This is a genomic window from Synechococcus sp. MIT S9507, from assembly GCF_047304715.1.
Classification (GTDB): Bacteria; Cyanobacteriota; Cyanobacteriia; order PCC-6307; family Cyanobiaceae; genus Synechococcus_C.
Genome location: NZ_CP138970.1, coordinates 229,358 through 246,708, shown reverse-complemented (window position 1 = coordinate 246,708; position 17,351 = coordinate 229,358). Strand labels below are relative to the sequence as shown.

The 17,351-nt window shown below is 57.9% G+C and carries 15 protein-coding genes and 1 tRNA gene; 6 read left to right on the top strand and 10 right to left on the bottom strand.

Annotated features, from left to right (window positions below):
• Positions 1–37: 37 nt before the first annotated feature.
• Positions 38–1,621 (bottom strand): SulP family inorganic anion transporter, encoded by a 1,584-nt coding sequence (locus SIB83_RS01280; protein ID WP_413746538.1) that lies wholly within the window; start codon positions 1,619–1,621, stop codon positions 38–40.
• Between the two features lie 30 nt (positions 1,622–1,651).
• Entirely contained in the window at positions 1,652–2,893 is a 1,242-nt protein-coding gene (locus SIB83_RS01275) for an FAD-binding protein (RefSeq protein ID WP_413746537.1), read from the bottom strand.
• Positions 2,894–2,943: 50 nt separating this feature from the next.
• On the opposite strand from SIB83_RS01275, the gene SIB83_RS01270 reads away from it, so the two are divergent.
• Entirely contained in the window at positions 2,944–4,080 is a 1,137-nt protein-coding gene (locus tag SIB83_RS01270) for a sirohydrochlorin chelatase (RefSeq protein WP_413746536.1), read from the top strand.
• A gap of 387 nt (positions 4,081–4,467) precedes the next feature.
• Positions 4,468–4,731 (top strand): DUF2811 domain-containing protein, encoded by a 264-nt coding sequence (locus SIB83_RS01265; protein ID WP_413746535.1) that lies wholly within the window; start codon positions 4,468–4,470, stop codon positions 4,729–4,731.
• Here SIB83_RS01265 and SIB83_RS01260 read toward each other — a convergent pair.
• The 6 genes from SIB83_RS01260 to SIB83_RS01235 all read right to left on the bottom strand — a co-directional run bounded on the left by SIB83_RS01260 (position 4,712) and on the right by SIB83_RS01235 (position 9,517).
• Positions 4,712–6,367 (bottom strand): GMC oxidoreductase, encoded by a 1,656-nt coding sequence (locus SIB83_RS01260; RefSeq protein ID WP_413747249.1) that lies wholly within the window; start codon positions 6,365–6,367, stop codon positions 4,712–4,714. The two genes, SIB83_RS01265 and SIB83_RS01260, sit on opposite strands and share 20 nt — an antisense overlap.
• A 526-nt stretch (positions 6,368–6,893) precedes the next feature.
• A tRNA-Met gene (locus SIB83_RS01255) sits at positions 6,894–6,970 on the bottom strand.
• Between the two features lie 51 nt (positions 6,971–7,021).
• Positions 7,022–7,996 (bottom strand): asparaginase, encoded by a 975-nt coding sequence (locus SIB83_RS01250; protein WP_413746534.1) that lies wholly within the window; start codon positions 7,994–7,996, stop codon positions 7,022–7,024.
• Positions 7,997–8,015: 19 nt separating this feature from the next.
• The gene (locus tag SIB83_RS01245; protein ID WP_413403065.1) at positions 8,016–8,510 is read right to left on the bottom strand and encodes a CGLD27 family protein; all 495 of its coding nucleotides are present in this window, start codon (positions 8,508–8,510) and stop codon (positions 8,016–8,018) included.
• 13 nt (positions 8,511–8,523) lie between these two features.
• A complete protein-coding gene (rsfS, locus tag SIB83_RS01240; protein ID WP_413747248.1) occupies positions 8,524–8,889 on the bottom strand; it encodes a ribosome silencing factor in 366 nt (121 codons plus the stop codon).
• Complete coding sequence (locus SIB83_RS01235; RefSeq protein WP_413746533.1) at positions 8,882–9,517, bottom strand: DUF3318 domain-containing protein; 636 nt, start codon at positions 9,515–9,517, stop codon at positions 8,882–8,884. The genes rsfS and SIB83_RS01235 overlap by 8 nt, the downstream gene beginning before the upstream one ends.
• 124 nt (positions 9,518–9,641) lie before the next feature.
• On the opposite strand from SIB83_RS01235, the gene carB reads away from it, so the two are divergent.
• From carB to SIB83_RS01220, 3 genes are read left to right on the top strand one after another with little or no spacing between them, the layout of a single operon-like run.
• Positions 9,642–12,950, top strand: coding sequence for a carbamoyl-phosphate synthase large subunit (gene carB / locus SIB83_RS01230; protein ID WP_413403061.1), 3,309 nt, complete (start codon positions 9,642–9,644; stop codon positions 12,948–12,950).
• Positions 12,951–12,991: 41 nt separating this feature from the next.
• Positions 12,992–13,660: a DUF3386 domain-containing protein gene (locus SIB83_RS01225; protein ID WP_413403059.1), complete on the top strand. Its 669-nt coding sequence runs from the start codon at positions 12,992–12,994 to the stop codon at positions 13,658–13,660.
• Positions 13,660–15,033: an alanine/glycine:cation symporter family protein gene (locus SIB83_RS01220; RefSeq protein ID WP_413746532.1), complete on the top strand. Its 1,374-nt coding sequence runs from the start codon at positions 13,660–13,662 to the stop codon at positions 15,031–15,033. The genes SIB83_RS01225 and SIB83_RS01220 overlap by 1 nt, the downstream gene beginning before the upstream one ends.
• Before the next feature lie 88 nt (positions 15,034–15,121).
• On the opposite strand, the gene SIB83_RS01215 is transcribed toward SIB83_RS01220, so the two are convergent.
• Positions 15,122–15,352, bottom strand: coding sequence for a DUF6447 family protein (locus tag SIB83_RS01215; protein ID WP_413746531.1), 231 nt, complete (start codon positions 15,350–15,352; stop codon positions 15,122–15,124).
• A gap of 26 nt (positions 15,353–15,378) precedes the next feature.
• A complete protein-coding gene (locus SIB83_RS01210) occupies positions 15,379–17,121 on the bottom strand; it encodes an ABC transporter ATP-binding protein (protein WP_413746530.1) in 1,743 nt (580 codons plus the stop codon).
• Positions 17,122–17,162: 41 nt separating this feature from the next.
• Here SIB83_RS01210 and SIB83_RS01205 point away from each other — a divergent pair, with 41 nt between their 5' ends.
• Positions 17,163–17,345 (top strand): RNA-binding S4 domain-containing protein, encoded by a 183-nt coding sequence (locus tag SIB83_RS01205; RefSeq protein WP_413403055.1) that lies wholly within the window; start codon positions 17,163–17,165, stop codon positions 17,343–17,345.
• Positions 17,346–17,351 lie beyond the last annotated feature (6 nt).

The window sequence follows — 17,351 nt, the reverse complement described above, 5'->3', positions numbered from 1 at the left end:
AATGGGCTCCAATGGCAGTCCTCAAGGCTTCTGCATGTCAGCCATGACTTCCCTCTGGCTGAGATCCAATTCGTTCGAACAGATTAAGACTTTCCTCATTCAATCCCAGCACCTCAACATTGGACCCACCTTGCTGAAGCTTGCGAATGACCTGGTTCAGTGCACTCACACCGCTTTGATCCCAAACATGAGCTGCAGACATATCAATCGTGATCTGATTGGGGTGGTCATGCATGTCAAACCCCTGCAGAAAATAAATCTTGCTGACGAAAAATAATTGTCCATTCACGACATAGCGACGCATCTCCTCATTCACATCCACAGCATCAACACGGATCACCTTGGCCACTTTGCGGCTAAAGAGAATGGCTGCCAGCGCTACGCCTGCGATCACTCCAAGGGCCAGATTGTGCGGAGTCGTGAGCATTGTGACAGCGAAGGTCATCAGCATCACAGCTGTGTCGCTTTTGGGGATGACTCGGATGCTGCGAAGTCCAGCGATATCAGCTGTGCTCACTGCGATGCTGATCATCACCGCCACCAGCGCTGCCATGGGAATCTGTTCGAGCCATGGCCGACCCAGCAGAATCATCGCCAGCAGACTGACCCCTGAAAAAAGTGTGGACAGTCGGGTGCGTCCGCCGTTGTCGATGTTCATCACCGACTGACCAACCAAGGCACAGCCCGCCATACCGCCAAAAAGAGAGGACACGATGTTGGCGATGCCCTGACCTCTGGCTTCCACATTTTTGCTGGAGTTGCTGTCAGTGCGGTCATCGAGAATGTCCTGCGTGAGGAAGGTCTCCATCAGGCCGACCAGTGAAATGGCTAACGCCGTCGGCAGCACGATTCCCAGGGTCTCGAGATTGAAGGGCACCTTGAAGTTGTCAGGCGAACCAAAGGGCCAGCTCGGTACCGGTAGTCCGGTTGGAAGGTCGCCAAGGCTGCTGACGGTGGGGATATCGAAGTTGAAACCGATTGAGATCCCCGTCAAAACAATGATGGCCACGAGTTGTGATGGCACCAGTCGTGTCAGGCGCGGCAATCCGTAGATGATCACCAGACCCAGCAGCACCAGTCCCCAGATGATTGGCAGCTGATTGCCGTGAGGCAGAAGATCATGGGCATGGCCGCTCACCTCCGTCGTTTCTCCGAAGTGCAAGTTGATGCCCAGCTGGGGAAACTGTGCCTGGAAGATCAGCAGTGCCAGTGCGTTCACAAAGCCGCTGAGCACCCCAAGCGGCACAAAACGCATCTGGTACGCCAGACGCAGCCAGCCCCAGAGAATCTGCAGGATTCCTGTCACGACCCCCGCGACCAGGAGGTAGGTCAATCCCAGCCCTTCACCGCGCGCCTCTCCGGTTGCGACAAGACCGGTCATCAACAGCGCTGTGGAGCCGGTGGCTGAGGTGATCATCGCCGAGCGCCCACCCACGAAAGCGATCGTGATTGAAAGCAGGAAGGCACCAAACAGGCCGACCTGCGGATCCACTCCGGCAATGCCGGAGAACGCAATCGCCTCCGGAATCATCGCGAAGGCCACGACGAGACCTGACAGCAGATCCTTGCTTGGGTTACCGAAGCCGAGATTCAAGTGCCGGGGCACGGATCCTGAGGCCATCAATCATCTGTTGAGTGCTGGGACCGTAGTTCAGAGCGGTGGCAATCGTCCTTGCGGATCCAGTTCGCTCTTGAGTTGGCGCAGTTCCGGTAACCACTCGCCGAAGGCATCAACCAGTTCGCTTTGGTGGCTGGGCAGGTGGTCATGCAGCTGCGCGAGATGCACCCCAGGGCATGTCGTGCTGAAGTCTTTACTCACCTGATGCATCCACTGAAGGCTCTGTTGTCGCTCGGCTTGATCTCCTGGAGTCCAGGCCGCTGTGATCCAGGGTTTCCAGACGGAGTCTCGGTGGATGAACGATGTGCTCCTGCGGCCGATTCTTGTTGTCGCACCACCCAGCTGCTGAGCACTGATGCGGCATCCGCGATGCGGTCTCTCCTGCATCCGCGAGCTCAGGAGCTGCATCAACGGCCCTGCCTCCGGCCCCATAGCTGGCCCCAACCGTGCGACCACTTCGCTGTGAAACGGTATGGAATCAGTGGTTTCAGAGGCGAGACGGCCAAAAGTCGGTTGCTCAAGTTGATCCATGCAGTGTTGGATCACAGCCTGCTGACCTGTTCCAAGGATGGGGTCAAGGTCTTTCAGCGTTTGTGGTGTGGGCTGTTCGGAGCTGCAGTCCACCGCATAGATCTCCAACCTGTCGCCCCAGTTCCACTGCAGGCTGCAGGTTTCAGGCCAGCCCTCCGCGATGTTGATCAGCTCTGGCAGTTGTGACGGATCGATCAAGCCATGGCGTACGCGCAGCGGTTGGCGTCGTTGCGTGCGCAGACGTAGACGCGTCACGACAGCCAGGAAAGCGGATGCACCCATCAGGCCCCGCCAGCGGTGGTCACCCTCTGTTGTTTGATCCTTCTGAAGGGCAAAGGGCACACCAGACCCCCAGATTCCCTCGATTGCGGTGATGGAATCCAGAGCAAGTCCTTGCAAGCGGCTCAGGGGACCCATCCCTCCTGTGAGGATGAAGCCGCTTCCGGTCAGGCCGGAGAGTCCAATGGGAATGCTGCGCTCAGATGCTCGCAAGCTCAGCAGCAGCTCGCCCATCGACAGACCGGTGCCGAACTCGACCTCCATTGAGTCCTGGTGATAGCTGACTTCCCGATGTCGTCGCAGATCCACGGTCCAGCAGCCGTTGCCTGCGCAGCGACTGGTGCTTCCTCCTGAGCAAACCCGCAGGGGTGTTGAGGCGAGCGGTTGCAACATCAGCTGTTTCAACAGCTCCGGCCCGGGAGTCAGGCAACCGAGGGTTTTTGCGTCACTCGCAAGCGGATTCATGGTCTTTGTTTTACGGCCGCGAATAGGTTTGATACAGATGCACCGCACGTGTGACCCAGCAGATCGTTGCTCCTGCTGCAACCAAACATGGAGTTCTGATCTGTGGTCATGGCAGTCGCAACCGGTTGGCGGTTGCCGAGTTTGAGGGGCTGGCCAACGGACTCAAAGAGCGTCTTACGGGATTGCCGGTCGAATATGGGTTTCTGGAATTCGCACGGCCCATCCTGAGAGATGGCCTGGAAAGGCTGCGCGAGCAGGGCGTCGTCAAGGTGATTGCCGTGCCGGCGATGTTGTTTGCCGCCGGACACGCCAAGAACGACATCCCTTCCGTTCTCAACACGTACAGCGCTGAAACCGGACTGGAGATCGACTACGGCCGTGAACTCGGCGTGGACAGGCTGATGATCGCCGCGGCAGGAGCTCGGATTCAGGAGGCTCTGAACAGGACATCCAGTGTTGACCACTCCGACACCATGCTTGTGGTTGTCGGACGTGGTTCCTCCGACCCGGACGCCAATTCCAACGTTGCCAAGGTCACCAGGATGTTGGTGGAGGGTTTTGGCTTCGGCTGGGGAGAAACCGTTTATTCGGGAGTCACGTTTCCACTGGTGGAACCCGGGCTGCGTCATGTGGTGAAGCTTGGGTTCAAGCGCATCATCGTGTTTCCCTATTTTCTGTTTTCCGGAGTGTTGGTCAGCCGCATCCGGCAACACACCGAACGGGTTGCGGACGACCATCCGGATATTGACTTTGTCAACGCCTCCTACCTGGGTGATCACAGCTTCGTTCTGGACACCTTCATGGAGCGGGTTCAGGAGGTGATGGGCGGTGAAGCCCCCATGAACTGCTCTCTCTGCAAATACAGGGCTCAGGTACTGGGTTTTGAACAGGAAGTGGGCCTTGACCAATCAAGTCATCACCACCACGTCGAGGGGCTTACGGAAGCTTGCGCTCTTTGTGAAAGGGAGTGCACCGGAGTTTGTCAACCCAACGGCATTCCAATCCCTGTGGGCGGTGTCCACCCTCACGACCATGAGCATGCCCACGGTCACAGCCATGACCATCAGAGCCATGAACATCACAGCCATGACCATGGGCATCATCCCTACCCCCACGCTGAACACCCGCTTGGGCCAATCACGCTGCGTCGGCTCGTATCACAGCAGGCGACCGATCCTCAAACCTGAAGCAATTCAGTTGAAACGACGTGCTCAGACGTCTCTGTCTTGCCTGAGTCTTGCGAGACTGAGCTGCATAAGCGTGGCTGATGTGTCGCTGGAGTGTGGAGAAAGGTCCGGCTTTTCCACAGGTCCAGGATGGTTTTCCACTGCCATTTCCTGTCGTCAGTCGCTTTGGGGCTGAAGCTGTGGTTTTGGACTCCGGTGCTTTTCGTGACTTGACAGCAGCCCCCGCTCGACCACTGACTTGTGATCTGGATTCTTTTTGAGGGGCAATCCTCTGCGCCGCAATGAGTCTCGTTTGAGATTAATATTCGGCGGCAGTCTGTTCAGCGCTTTGACGATCGACCCCTTTGTGTGGCTTTCTGTTGCTTGAACTGGGACGCTGAAGCGCGGATGAATCGCAATCACCTGGAACGCTGCATGGATTCGCAGCAGGCCTTGTCCGCTGATGGTGAATCACCATTCGTGAGCCTTGAGGCTGAAATCCCTGAGGTTCTCTACCAGGGCCTGAAAGCCTTCATAGGATCCAATCCGGCCTGGGATCAATACCAGGTGATGAGCTCGGCGTTGGCGCAGTTCCTGTTCCAGAACGGCTGTTCCGAGCGCGCTGTCACCGAGCGCTATCTCGATGATCTTTTCAGTCGCTCCCAGGCGTAACGGCCGCCTGGCAAGCTCTGCGGGTGATCGCCATCATTGTGAGTGTCGGGCTTTGCCAGCCTGAACTGGGCCAACAGGCTCCATCCACCACCAGCACGTTGGGACAGCGCCAGAGACGGTTCCAGCGATCAACAACGCTGTGCTCCTCACTGGCTCCCATGGCCGCTCCTCCAACCTCGTGGATGTAGTAACCGGGAGGAGGTGCATCCTCCTGAGCGGCGAGGGCCTTGCCAACAAGAGGCTTCACCAGGGGAAGGTTGAGTTGATCTGCGAGTGAGGTTGTTACACCTCCGGCAACGTTGATGCAGTCCTCAATCGTGTCCTGCATGTCTCGCACCATGGCGTTTTCGTTAGCTCTCCACCGGCAGCTGATGTGGGGCATCGGTACGTTCAGTGGATCGCAGCGTTCGGAGAGGCAAACCTGATTCCTGATGTCTGAAAGCACCTCGCCGTGGCCGATCAGAAAGCCAAGTCGCCTGTCTGGATTGCGTTTGAGCCACCAGGGTGGATCGAATCGGTTGATGGCCCCCCAGATCCCATAGCCGCGTAGAAAGGGGCGACCAGCGCAGACCTCTGGGGCATTGCCAAACGGTAAAAAGAAGCTGCCTGCTCCTGAAAGCGTGCTGGATGGGTCGGATTGCTGAGCCGCACCGCGTCCGGTTTCGCTGGCGACCGAGAAGAACCGACAGCAGGACACGTGGTCCATCACCCCCTTCCCAAGGAGGCCAGAGGGATCATTGAACCCACCGGATATTGCCTGTCTCTCGGACTGCAACAGAAAGCGGAGCGTGGCGATCGTTGAGGCGCAGACCACAACAAGATTGCATTCCAGTCGCTGACGCTCTCCAGTGCTGCGATTCACCACAACAACAGCGCTGGCTCGTTCGCCTGCTGGATCCATGTCCAGCCGTTCCGCCATGGAATTGGAGAGAATTTCCACCCGACCCGTGGCGAGAGCACGTTGAAGGCTGGAGCCATTGCTGCTCGATCTCGGCCAGAGGGAGGTCTCACTGCGTTGGTGGGCCTCAAATCCCCGTGAATGAATGAAGGGGATGCCGCGTTCCTTGGTCAGCAGCTCTCGGAACCGCTCCTCCTCAGGCATGAACGGTATCGCCGGTGCTGTCCGACCATCAGGGAGCTGCTCAAGACCATCCCGCCCTCCACGGACTTCAAACAGCTGCTCGAGTGCGCTGTAGTGAGGATCGAGATCGGCATGAGTGATGGGCCAGTTCTGGCCGTACCCATCCTGATCAGCGCCTTGGAATTCGTAGTCAGAGAGCCGCAGAGTGATGCCTCCCCAGGTGAGACTGCGGCCGCCAACCTGCCGGCCCTGCGTCCACAGAAAGGGTTGATCATCCGGTGTGCTGTAGGGGTACTGGCGCTCATCCGCGTACAGGTCGGGATTCTGTTTCCAGTAGCCGGGGTGTCTGGCCTGACGTCGGTGGCGTCCGCTGAGCAGACCCTCGGCTCGTTTGACGCTGTTGCCCGGTTCTCGGCCGAAGGCTTCAGCGATCGATCGATTGGGACCTGCTTCCACAACCAGAACCCGGAGTCCTGCTTCAGCGAGGGTCATTGCGGCCACCCCGCCTGTGGCACCTGACCCAATCACAATCGCTTCGAACGGATTCAAAGGCACAGCATCACGATGACCAACAGATAGTTTCCGATGGGCACTGCAGCTCTGGATAATGACCATGACTCCCAGCATGGTTTTGGCCATGACGCGCTGGGTTGGGGGTTGCCTTGCGGTTCTGCTTCACGTCGATGCTGCGAGAGCTGGTGTGAATGTCTGTGCCTCTGACAGGTGTCATTAAGATGATCGGTGAACCTGCTGCGAGTCAGCAGATCAGATGGAAAAGATTCCTGGTTTGATTCAGTTAGCCGTTGAATCAGTGGAAAATGCTTGATTCAGGCGTGCTTATTTCGTGAATAGTGATGAATTTTTACCTAATATTAGCCATTAAATTTTTGTCGCTTATGGAGGCTGTCAGCATGAATTTCGCCTGCAATATCGGGTCGATCTGCAACAGGAGTGCTGCTTTCATCAGCAACATTTTGAATTCGCTTTCCCAACGCAGGCATTGCTTTTAAAGCAAGCCGTTTGCCGACTTGAGATCAGCAAATTCAATAAAAAAGCTCCGCTTTCACGGAGCTCTTGAATGTGGTGGCGGGGGGGAGATTTGAACTCCCGACCTTCGGGTTATGAGCCCGACGAGCTACCAGACTGCTCTACCCCGCGTCGGCCTATTAATCATACAACTTGGTGATCGAAGACACCACTAAATTGTGGTCAGGAGGTGCGCAGCTCACCCTCCACATCAAGATGAACACCAGGGTTGAGGATCAGCAGCTGCTCCTCGAGTTCCTTCAGTCCACTGGGCGTCATCCAGTCGAGCTGACGCAGCAGATGCAGAGCCACGGCCTGTTTGGCTCGTCTGGCGCCATCTTCAGCCTTGATGGCCACGCCCAGGCCTTCACCTGTACGGCTCAGGCACTGAATCCCTTCGGCACCCCCTTTGCTGATCACCTGATGATGGGACCGTCGCATCAATTCCGTATCGAAGCGCCCCTCTCCAGCCACCAATTCGGGGTAGGCCAGCATCGCCCGGCTGATCTGTTCCAGTTCCGCATGGGCAGAAGATCCGAGATGGGCGAACAGCAGCGCCATCTGATCAAGCTGAAGGCGCAGTGTGGGTGCGCCGCAGTCATCGCGTTCAGCAACCAGTTCATCCGGGGGCAGTCCAAGCAGTTCCGCCACTCGCCGTGAAATCTCCTGCTGCAGAGGGTGATCTCCCTGGAGGTAGGTTTCGATCGGCCATCCCATTTTTCGGGCTGTGATCAGAAATGCTGCATGCTTGCCCGAGCAGTTGTGTTCAAGAGGGCTTGAACAACCCGAAGGAACGGGGCACTGCAGGTTGCTGCTCTCCAGCTCCGCATTCCACAGCATTCTGAACGCTTCACGCGCATGACCAGCTGTGCCTGAGTGGGACCCACAGCTGATGGCGATGCCACGTTCACCACAGCTGTAGGTTTCGGATGCGCCGCTGCTGATCAGTGGCAGCGCTTGGAAGGGTTTGAGCGCCGAGCGAATGAAGGTTTCGAAGTCTGGTTGTCCGGCTCTCATCAGCACACGGCCGCGGCTGTCGCAGACAACGGCATGCACAGTGTGGGTGGATTCGATCGAGGACCCTCGCCGCAGCCGGACTTCCAGAGGCGCTGTACTCAGGGAGCGCGCCGAGCCGCGGTAACCCGATGGGATCGACATGCCCTGATGATTCTGTGCTTCAGAGAGCCTGACAGATGCTGGCTCCACCCAGCATCAGGCCAGTGACAAGGGCCATCGCCCTGCCTAGGCGGCCGAGGATCGGTCTGACTTCATGCTGAGCGAGCAGGAGATCACGTTCCCTCCAGGACACCGGTTTTTCCCACACCTGGCCGTCGTACCAGCCAGATTCCTCGTATTCCACTTTTTCGGACAACAGGCGTTTGTGGACATAGGTCCAGCCAAGCCACTGTCTGACCAGCAGCAGCATCGGCATCACAAGAGCACCAACTCCTCCGGCCAGCAGCAAACGCACTGGATCGTGGCGCAGAGTCCAGCTGCCACTGGCCACCAGAACGGTGATCGGTGCAATCAGCAACCAGCTGATCAGCAGGGCCCTGTCCAGAGAAACCTGCGCTGTGCAGGGCCAGGCAAAAAACCAGGAACGACTGAATTGAGCAAATTCCTCCTGAGGTCTCTGCTCAGGTGGAACAGGGCAGGGGATGCTCGATGCCATGCCGGGCTGCCTGTCAATCGACAACAGCTTTGGACGTTAGGTAGGGACGACGTTCCCCGTGACTCCAAAATGCTTCAAGGTCGTAGTAACTACGTTCACCCGGCTGGAGCACGTGCACGATAAGTTCGCCGTAATCCAGCAAAGCCCAGCGACCTTCGTTGACTCCTTCCTTGCGAAGGGGGAGTCTGTTGAGCTCATCCTCAATCCGATCCTCAACGGATCGTGCAATCGCTCTGACCTGAACATCGCTTTGGCCGCCGGCAATCACCATCCAATCGGCCAGACTTGAGACCTCATCCACTCGAATGAGCTGGATATCCACCGCCTTACGGTCGTCGCATGCGTCGGCTGCGAGTTCCGCGAGCTGCTCGCTATCCATAGACATTTTCGCTGGTGACGGACTGACGGGATCCTTGTTGCTGCGCCATTTCAGCGCGAGCCTTCCCTGCACTCTTGCGTAATGCTTCCAGCCGGTCTTCGTAGAAGCTGCGTTTTTTCTTCTTTCTCGTTTTTTCGATGAGGTCTTTCAAAGCGCCGCCAAGGCTTTTGTAAGCATTCGGGACGCTGTAGCCAAAACGACAGGCCAGATCGATGGCTCTCTCATCAGCCGAGATCGCATCACGAAGCCGCTTCTCCGCATTGTTCTTCAGGTAGAGGCGGTAACCGGCGAATCCCGACAGACCCAGAGCCATGAACAACAGCAGACCGTCCTGCACCCAGAGTTCGCCGATGGCTCCGCCAAGGCCGATGGCAAGGGCTGCCATTTCCCAGCCATCGCGTGGAATGGTGTCGTTCTGAATCCGGCCCACCTCATGCCAGAACAACAGATTGCGGTGGTCGAGAGCGAGGTTGTCCCAGGCGTCGAGATCAACCTGGATCTCAACCTCGTCCCTGCCGATTTCCTCAAGAGTGATCAAAGCAGGCTCCACGGCAGCAGCTGCCTCAACGAACACCCAGCTCTGCATCTCCGGGGGGAGCAACCCTTTCAGACGCTGGAGCTCACTCATGATTGTCGCTTGTTCTCCTGACCCCCAACGCTAGCGACTGCCAGTCACCTGCCGCTGAACAGTCGCAAGTGGACATGGGGCTGCGTGGGAGACTCAGAAGGTTTGGCCGCTGAGGAGAACGCCCATGCCCCGGCGGAATGATCTTCGTCGCATTCTTCTGTTGGGTTCGGGTCCGATTGTGATCGGGCAGGCTTGTGAGTTCGATTACTCAGGAACTCAGGCGTGCAAAGCACTTCGCGCCGAGGGATATGAAGTCGTACTGGTGAATTCCAATCCGGCGTCGATCATGACCGATCCGGACATGGCGGATCGCACCTATGTGGAACCGCTTACTCCTGAGGTGGTCGCGAGGGTGATCGAACAGGAGCGACCCGATGCACTGCTTCCCACGATGGGAGGTCAGACCGCTCTCAATCTGGCTGTCACTCTTGCTGAGAACGGAACACTGGAACGATTCGGGGTCGAGCTCATCGGTGCCGATCTGCAGGCGATCAGAAAAGCGGAAGATCGTCTGCTGTTCAAGCAGGCCATGGAACGGATCGGTGTGAAGGTCTGTCCTTCTGGAATCGCTTCGTCGATGGAGGAAGCCGAAGCCGTTGGAGCGGCAATCGGGACCTATCCCAGGATCATCCGCCCCGCCTTCACTCTCGGTGGCAGTGGTGGTGGGATCGCCTACAACCCTGAGGAATACGTCTCGATCTGCAAAACCGGAATCGATGCCAGCCCCGTTTCGCAGATCCTGATCGAACAGTCGCTTCTGGGCTGGAAGGAATTCGAACTGGAGGTGATGCGTGACCTCGCCGACAACGTGGTGATCGTCTGCAGCATCGAGAACCTTGATCCCATGGGTGTCCACACCGGTGATTCGATCACCGTTGCCCCAGCTCAGACCCTTACGGATCGCGAATACCAACGGCTGAGAGACCAGTCCATCGCCATCATCCGCGAAATCGGAGTGGCAACAGGCGGAAGCAACATCCAGTTCGCCATCAATCCGGCCGATGGCGAAGTGGTGGTTATCGAGATGAATCCACGTGTCAGCCGTTCCTCTGCTCTGGCGAGCAAGGCCACAGGATTCCCAATCGCGAAGATCGCGGCCCGTCTCGCGGTGGGATACACACTCGACGAAATCCTCAATGACATCACAGGCAAGACTCCCGCCTGCTTCGAGCCGACGATCGATTATGTCGTCACCAAGGTCCCCCGCTTCGCCTTTGAAAAATTCAGGGGCTCTCCTGCGGTGCTCACCACGGCCATGAAATCCGTCGGTGAGGCCATGGCCATCGGACGTTGTTTTGAGGAGTCATTCCAGAAAGCATTGCGCTCACTGGAGACCGGCCTAGCAGGCTGGGGCGGAGATCGAGCTGAGCCGGAAATCACGCCAGCTGAACTCGATCGCTCCCTGCGGACGCCCTCGCCGGAACGAATCCTCTTTGTTCGTGCCGCCATGATTGCGGGACGCACGGATGAGCAGATTCACGCGCTCAGCCGCATCGATCCATGGTTTCTGGCCAAGCTGCGCCTGCTGATCAACACGGAATCGGAACTGTTGAATGATCGGCAGTTGTCGGAAATAAGCGCTGAGGATTTTCTCAGGCTCAAACAGCTCGGATACTCCGATTGTCAGATTGCCTGGTTCACATCGTCGGATCAGCTTGAAGTACGCGAAGCGAGGCTGAAACTCGGCGTTCTCCCCGTGTTCAAGACCGTCGACACCTGTGCGGCTGAATTCGCCTCGTCGACTCCCTATCACTATTCAACCTATGAGCGACGGTGGTTCCATCTGGATGCAGATGGAATCCTGACGATTCAGCCCCCGGCGTCGGAGGTGTCAGAGGACAACAGGCGCAAACTGATGATCCTTGGGGGTGGCCCCAATCGGATTGGTCAAGGCATCGAATTTGATTACTGCTGTTGCCATGCCTCCTTCTCCGCGCAGGATCGTGGCTTCGCCACGGTGATGCTCAACAGCAATCCCGAAACGGTCTCCACCGATTACGACAGCAGTGACCGTTTGTATTTCGAACCTCTCACGTTTGAGGATGTTCTCAATGTGATTGAGGCTGAACGCCCCGAAGGCGTGATTGTTCAGTTCGGTGGTCAGACTCCACTCAAACTGGCGATTCCTCTGCTGCGCTGGCTGAATTCTCCGGCAGGGCAGGCCACTGGCACCCGTATCTGGGGAACGTCTCCGGAATCCATCGATCGAGCTGAGGATCGCGAGCAGTTCGAGGCAATTCTTCGGGAACTTGACATTCGTCAGCCTCGCAACGGCCTTGCTCGCAGCGAACAGGAGGCACGCGCGGTCGCCAGCACCGTGGGATATCCGGTGGTGGTGCGTCCTTCCTACGTGCTGGGTGGTCGTGCGATGGAGGTCGTCTACGACGAGTTGGAGCTCAATCGCTACATGACCGAGGCGGTGCAGGTGGAGCCGGATCATCCGGTGCTTATTGATCAATATCTGCAGAACGCCGTTGAGGTGGATGTGGACGCCCTCTGCGACCGGGATGGTGTGGTGGTGATCGGCGGCCTGATGGAGCACATCGAACCTGCGGGGATTCATTCAGGTGATTCGGCCTGTTGTCTTCCATCGGTTTCGCTCGGTGATGAAGCCCTCAACACCATCCGTTCCTGGACCGAGGCCCTCGCCCTGCGCCTCGAGGTTCAGGGTCTGATCAATCTTCAGTTCGCTGTGCAACGCACTTCCTCAGGCGAAGAGCGCGTCTTCATCATCGAAGCGAACCCGCGCGCATCACGCACGGTGCCATTTGTCGCCAAGGCCACCGGTGTGCCTCTCGCGAAAATCGCCACTCGCCTGATGGCGGGGGAGACCCTTGCGGATATCGGTCTCATTCGCGAGCCCTCTCCGCCACTTCAAGCGGTGAAGGAAGCAGTTCTGCCGTTCAAGCGCTTTCCCGGTGCTGATTCGCTGCTGGGACCTGAGATGCGCTCCACCGGAGAGGTGATGGGGTGGGCTCCACAATTCGGCATGGCTTACGCCAAAGCGGAGCTTGCCGCTGGGGAGGCACTGCCAACCAAGGGCAATGTTTTTCTGTCCACCCATGACCGCGACAAGCCAGCTCTCGTTCCTGTGGCCGAGCGTTTGCTTGCACTTGGTTTTTCGCTCACCGCAACTGCTGGCACAGCGACCACTCTCAATGAGTCAGGTCTTCAGGTGCAACCGGTGCTGAAGGTTCATGAAGGGCGGCCAAACATCGAGGATCTGATCCGTTCAGGAGCTGTACAGCTTGTGATCAACACGCCGATCGGTCGTCAGGCGGCTTATGACGATCGCTACCTGCGGCGAGCCGCGCTGGATTATTCCGTACCCACCCTGACCACGCTTGCCGGAGCAAGGTCAGCCGTCGAAGGGATTGAAGCGCTTCAATCGCAGAAGTTTGATATTCATGCCCTACAGGATGTTCATCGATAGGGCGAGTCCCGGTAAGGTCGCCGAAGTTTCCTTGTCTTTCCGTGACCGTCACCAGTATTCCCGACGTTGCCCCCGGCAGTGACTGCCGGGATGCTTTTCGATCGGCCTATCAGAACCGCTACACCTGGGAGCCAGGATTCGGCGGTTACCGGGGCCGTTGTGTCTGGGAGCAGGGCGACCGGCGCGTTGAAGGACATTTTCAGATCGGCGCTGATCTGAAGGCCAAGGTTGAAGGGATCGAGGATGCCGAGGTGGAGAAGGCGATCGCTTCCCAGCTCTGGGAAGTCGCGATTCACCGTGTCCGTCGTTCCTTCGACCAGGTCCATGGTGCTAACACCTTCACCGCCGGTGACATCACGGACGAGGGGCTGGAAGTCCTGATTGGAGGAAAGGGTGAAGGTGATCGTTACCGCATCAAAAATGATGTGGTGACCATGGTTCACCGACATATTCACGGAACTGTGGTCACGATCCACACCGGCAGCACCACGGATACCGGATCCGGATACCTCAGTCGTCATTACTCCAGCCAATATTCGGATCCTGCCAGCGGCGAGTCCAAGGGGCCCTCCAGTAAGTTCGAGGACACTTTTGTACCCATTGGGGAAAACGGCAGCTGGGTGCTTGAGCGCCGAGCGATCAGCTCCAAGGATTCCGACGGACATGACACGCTTCAGGTGTTTGAGTTCAACGATCTGGTCGCACTGTGATGTCTGTTTCAGCCGGCAACACTGACAGCTTCGACAGCGTCGTAACCGCGATCAACGGCCCGATCAGTGCCTTTGCCTGGGGATGGCCGACCGTGGGTCTGATTTCGGTCACCGGCATCTTGCTGATGGTCGGACTGAAATTCATGCCGATCCTGCGTCTCTCCTACGGGGTGCGCATGATGCTGGCCCCGTCAGACCCGCGAGCTGAGGGCGACATCAGCTCCTTCCAGGCACTGATGACATCGCTGGCGGCCACCGTCGGCACAGGGAATATCGCCGGTGTGGCAGGAGCGATTGCGATCGGTGGCCCAGGTGCGGTGTTCTGGATGTGGCTGATTGCTTTCTTTGGTATCGCAACCAAATACGCCGAAGCCGTTCTGGCGGTCCACTACCGCGAGGTTGACGAACTGGGGAACCACGTCGGTGGCCCGATGTATTACATCAGCAAGGGCCTTGGACCTCGCTGGGTCTGGCTCGGAGGTGTATTCGCTCTGTTCGGAATGCTGGCCGGCTTCGGCATCGGCAACGGCGTTCAATGCTTCGAAGTCTCCAGTGCTCTTCTCGGTCTTGGAGTACCTCGAGAACTGACTGCCCTCGTTCTTGGGGTGTTGGTCTTTGCCGTGATCATCGGAGGTGTGCGCCGGATTTCAAAGGCCGCCTCAGCGATCGTGCCTTTCATGGCGATCGCCTACGTGCTCGCCTGCCTGATCATTCTCATCGCCAACATCGGCAGCATCGGCGATGCCTTCTCAAGCATTTTCAGCAATGCATTCACCGGACAGGCAGCCGCCACGGGCACGCTGACTCAGGTCATCCTGATGGGATTCAAACGGGGCATTTTCTCCAACGAAGCAGGTCTTGGCAGCGCACCGATTGCCCATGCGGCCGCGCGCACTGATGATCCCGTTCGTCAGGGCACGGTGGCGATGCTCGGCACTTTCATCGACACGATGATCATCTGCACGCTCACCGCACTTGTGATTCTGGTCAGCGGGATTGCCGGGGGAGGATTGTCCGGGTCAGAGCTGTCGATCGCTGCTTTCAATGAGGCGCTGGACGGTTCGGGCTGGATTGTCACCTTCGGCCTGCTCGTTTTCGCTTTCACCACTGTTCTCGGCTGGAGTTTCTACGGCGAACGCTGCACCGAATATCTGTTCGGTGTGAAGGCGATCCTTCCTTTCAGGGGCGTCTGGGTCGCTGTGGTGGTGATCGGTTCGCTTGTGGGTGATCGAGGTGTGGTGTGGGGTGTTGCAGATACCCTCAACGGCCTGATGGCCATTCCCAATCTGATTGCGCTGCTTCTCTTGTCAGGAACAGTGTTTGAACTCACCCGTCGTTATCACTTCCCTGACACGTCGGAACAATCCGACTGATCGGATGGTCTGCCCCCCCTTGATGTAAAGCCTCCGCCATCGGCCGGAGGCTTTTTATTGAGGTCGATTGTTGCCGGTCTGTTGCTCGTCAGCCTTGGTCCGGCATCGGGGCGACGTTCTTCAGGCGGTCATTCAGCTGCATGGCCATGGACTGGCGACCAACGGCGAGAACTTTCAGGGTGTCTTCATGCATCCGCAGCTGAGCATCAGCGACCTGCATGCCGCGCACCAATTCCTTCAGATCATCCGGAAGTGCATTGAGGTCATAGCGCTTGCCCTCGAAGGTCAGCACAGGATTTTCTCCGGGTGTTGCGGTCATTGCCATCAAACTGAATCGGCCGCAATTTAGCTGCGTCCATCGCGAATCATCTGGCGTTCGCACAGATCTCGATAGCGACCGTTGTTCGCCATCAGCTGATCGTGGCTCCCTCGTTCGCTGATCTGACCACGGTCGAGCACCACGATCTGATCGGCTTCCTGCACCGTGGCCAGTCGGTGGGCGATCACCAGCACAGTGCGGCCGTGCATCGCCTGGCGCAGCCCCAGCTGCACAGCAGCTTCAGCCTCAGCGTCCAGGGCGCTTGTCGCTTCATCAAGCAGCAGCACCGCGGGGTTGCCAAGAACGGCCCTGGCGATGGCAATTCTCTGCAGCTGACCTCCCGAGACGTTGGTGCCGCGTTCCTCCAGTTTCGTCTCATAGCCATCCGGCAGGGCCATGATGAAATCATGAGCATTGGCCAGACCTGCCGCCTCGATCAGCTGACCGTGACTCGCCGGCCGCCCAAAACGGATCGCTTCCGCGATGCTTCCCGAGAACACGCTCGTTCGCTGGGGTACGAGAGCGATCTGCTGCCTGAGATCCCTCGCTTTCACTTGTGCAAGGTTTTTCCCATCCAGTTCGATCTCTCCTGACTGGGCACAGTTGAAGCGAAGCAGCAGGGAGAACAGCGTGCTTTTGCCTGCACCTGACGGGCCCACCAGTGCAACCACCTGTCCGGCTTCGATGGTCAGGTTGATGTCTCGAAGCACTGGTTCGCCATTGCCGTAAGCGAAATGGACGCGATGCAGATTCAGGTGACCCTTCGGCCGACCAATCGGCAAGGCCGGATCAGGGTCCGCAGTTTCCTGAGGCTCCTGTTCGATCTGTCGCAGTCGTCGCAGCGAAGCCTGTCCCTGCTGAAATTCATTGAAGTTGTTCGTGACATGGGCGATGGGGTCGATCAACACCACCAGGCCTGTGAGGTAGCTGCTCAGGCCGGCAATGCTCAGACCATCGTTCTGAATCCTCCAGGCGGCCAGCCCCAGCACGGAGAACAGGCCCACCACTTCGATCATGCCCACCACCGGATGCTGCAGCGCCACAAGGCTGTACGTGCGGTGCCTGGCCTGACGATGCTGATCAATCTCGTCTTCAAATCGACCTTGAAGCCAGGGCTCCGCTGCAAATGCCCGTACGAGCGGAAGGCCCTCGATGGCTTCTCCGAGCAAACCGGCCAGTTCGCTCACTTTTTTCTGACTGCGTTCGGTGGCCGCCATCACCCTGGCGCCGAACAGGCTGATCAGCCAGATGATCAACGGTGCGAGCAGCAGGATGGAAGCCGTGAGTTTCCAGTCCAGCCAGAGCATGTACCCAAGCACTGCCAGCAGCTGGAGCGCACTGGGAAGTGTGTCGTGAATCGATTTGTACAGCACTTCACTGACACGATCGGCGTCTTCAGTCAGTCGGTAGGTGAGATCGCCTGCTGAGAGCTTCTCCAGTGCTCCCAGTTCAACAGTCTGCAGACGACGGAACAGATCGCTGCGCAGGGTCTTGCTCACCTGCAGAGCTGGTCCTGCCAGCAGTGAGTCCTGACCGAACTGAGCCAGTTTCTGGATCGCGAATATCAGCACACCCTGCCCGATCAACCCGAGCACCCTCCCGAGATCTCTCGAACCCAGTGCGGGAAACAGGGAACCGGCAAGGTTGAGCAGCAACAGAAAGCTGCTCACATAAATGAGCATGCAGACCAGCCCGAGGCTCAGTTGGGGCAGATGCGGACGCAGCAATGGCAGCAGCCTGCGGAATCCTGCCTCGGAGGTTTTCAGCATCGCGTCACACTATCAATGCTCTTTCGTGATCTCTTGGGCTGATGCGACTCGATCAGTTCCTGAAATGGCAAGGATGGGTCGGCACCGGTGGTGAAGCCAAGATGTTGATCCAGGGCGGGCAAGTGCGTGTGAACGACAGCGTTGTGACTCAGCGAGGTCGTCAGCTCAAGCTCGGGGATCGAGTTGATGTGGGAGGAGATCAGGCGGTCGTCACGAAGATCTGAGACGAC

What these genes read in the sequence shown, in the direction of transcription:
- SIB83_RS01210 (WP_413746530.1), bottom strand. Translation starts at nt 17,121, where the DNA reads ATGCTGAAAACCTCCGAGGCAGGATTCCGCAGGCTGCTGCCATTGCTG.
- SIB83_RS01220 (WP_413746532.1), top strand. Translation starts at nt 13,660, where the DNA reads ATGTCTGTTTCAGCCGGCAACACTGACAGCTTCGACAGCGTCGTAACC.
- SIB83_RS01215 (WP_413746531.1), bottom strand. Translation starts at nt 15,352, where the DNA reads ATGACCGCAACACCCGGAGAAAATCCTGTGCTGACCTTCGAGGGCAAG.
- SIB83_RS01235 (WP_413746533.1), bottom strand. Translation starts at nt 9,517, where the DNA reads ATGAGTGAGCTCCAGCGTCTGAAAGGGTTGCTCCCCCCGGAGATGCAG.
- SIB83_RS01250 (WP_413746534.1), bottom strand. Translation starts at nt 7,996, where the DNA reads ATGTCGATCCCATCGGGTTACCGCGGCTCGGCGCGCTCCCTGAGTACA.
- rsfS (WP_413747248.1), bottom strand. Translation starts at nt 8,889, where the DNA reads ATGGATAGCGAGCAGCTCGCGGAACTCGCAGCCGACGCATGCGACGAC.
- SIB83_RS01245 (WP_413403065.1), bottom strand. Translation starts at nt 8,510, where the DNA reads ATGGCATCGAGCATCCCCTGCCCTGTTCCACCTGAGCAGAGACCTCAG.
- SIB83_RS01280 (WP_413746538.1), bottom strand. Translation starts at nt 1,621, where the DNA reads ATGGCCTCAGGATCCGTGCCCCGGCACTTGAATCTCGGCTTCGGTAAC.
- SIB83_RS01275 (WP_413746537.1), bottom strand. Translation starts at nt 2,893, where the DNA reads ATGAATCCGCTTGCGAGTGACGCAAAAACCCTCGGTTGCCTGACTCCC.
- carB (WP_413403061.1), top strand. Translation starts at nt 9,642, where the DNA reads ATGCCCCGGCGGAATGATCTTCGTCGCATTCTTCTGTTGGGTTCGGGT.
- SIB83_RS01265 (WP_413746535.1), top strand. Translation starts at nt 4,468, where the DNA reads ATGAATCGCAATCACCTGGAACGCTGCATGGATTCGCAGCAGGCCTTG.
- SIB83_RS01205 (WP_413403055.1), top strand. Translation starts at nt 17,163, where the DNA reads ATGCGACTCGATCAGTTCCTGAAATGGCAAGGATGGGTCGGCACCGGT.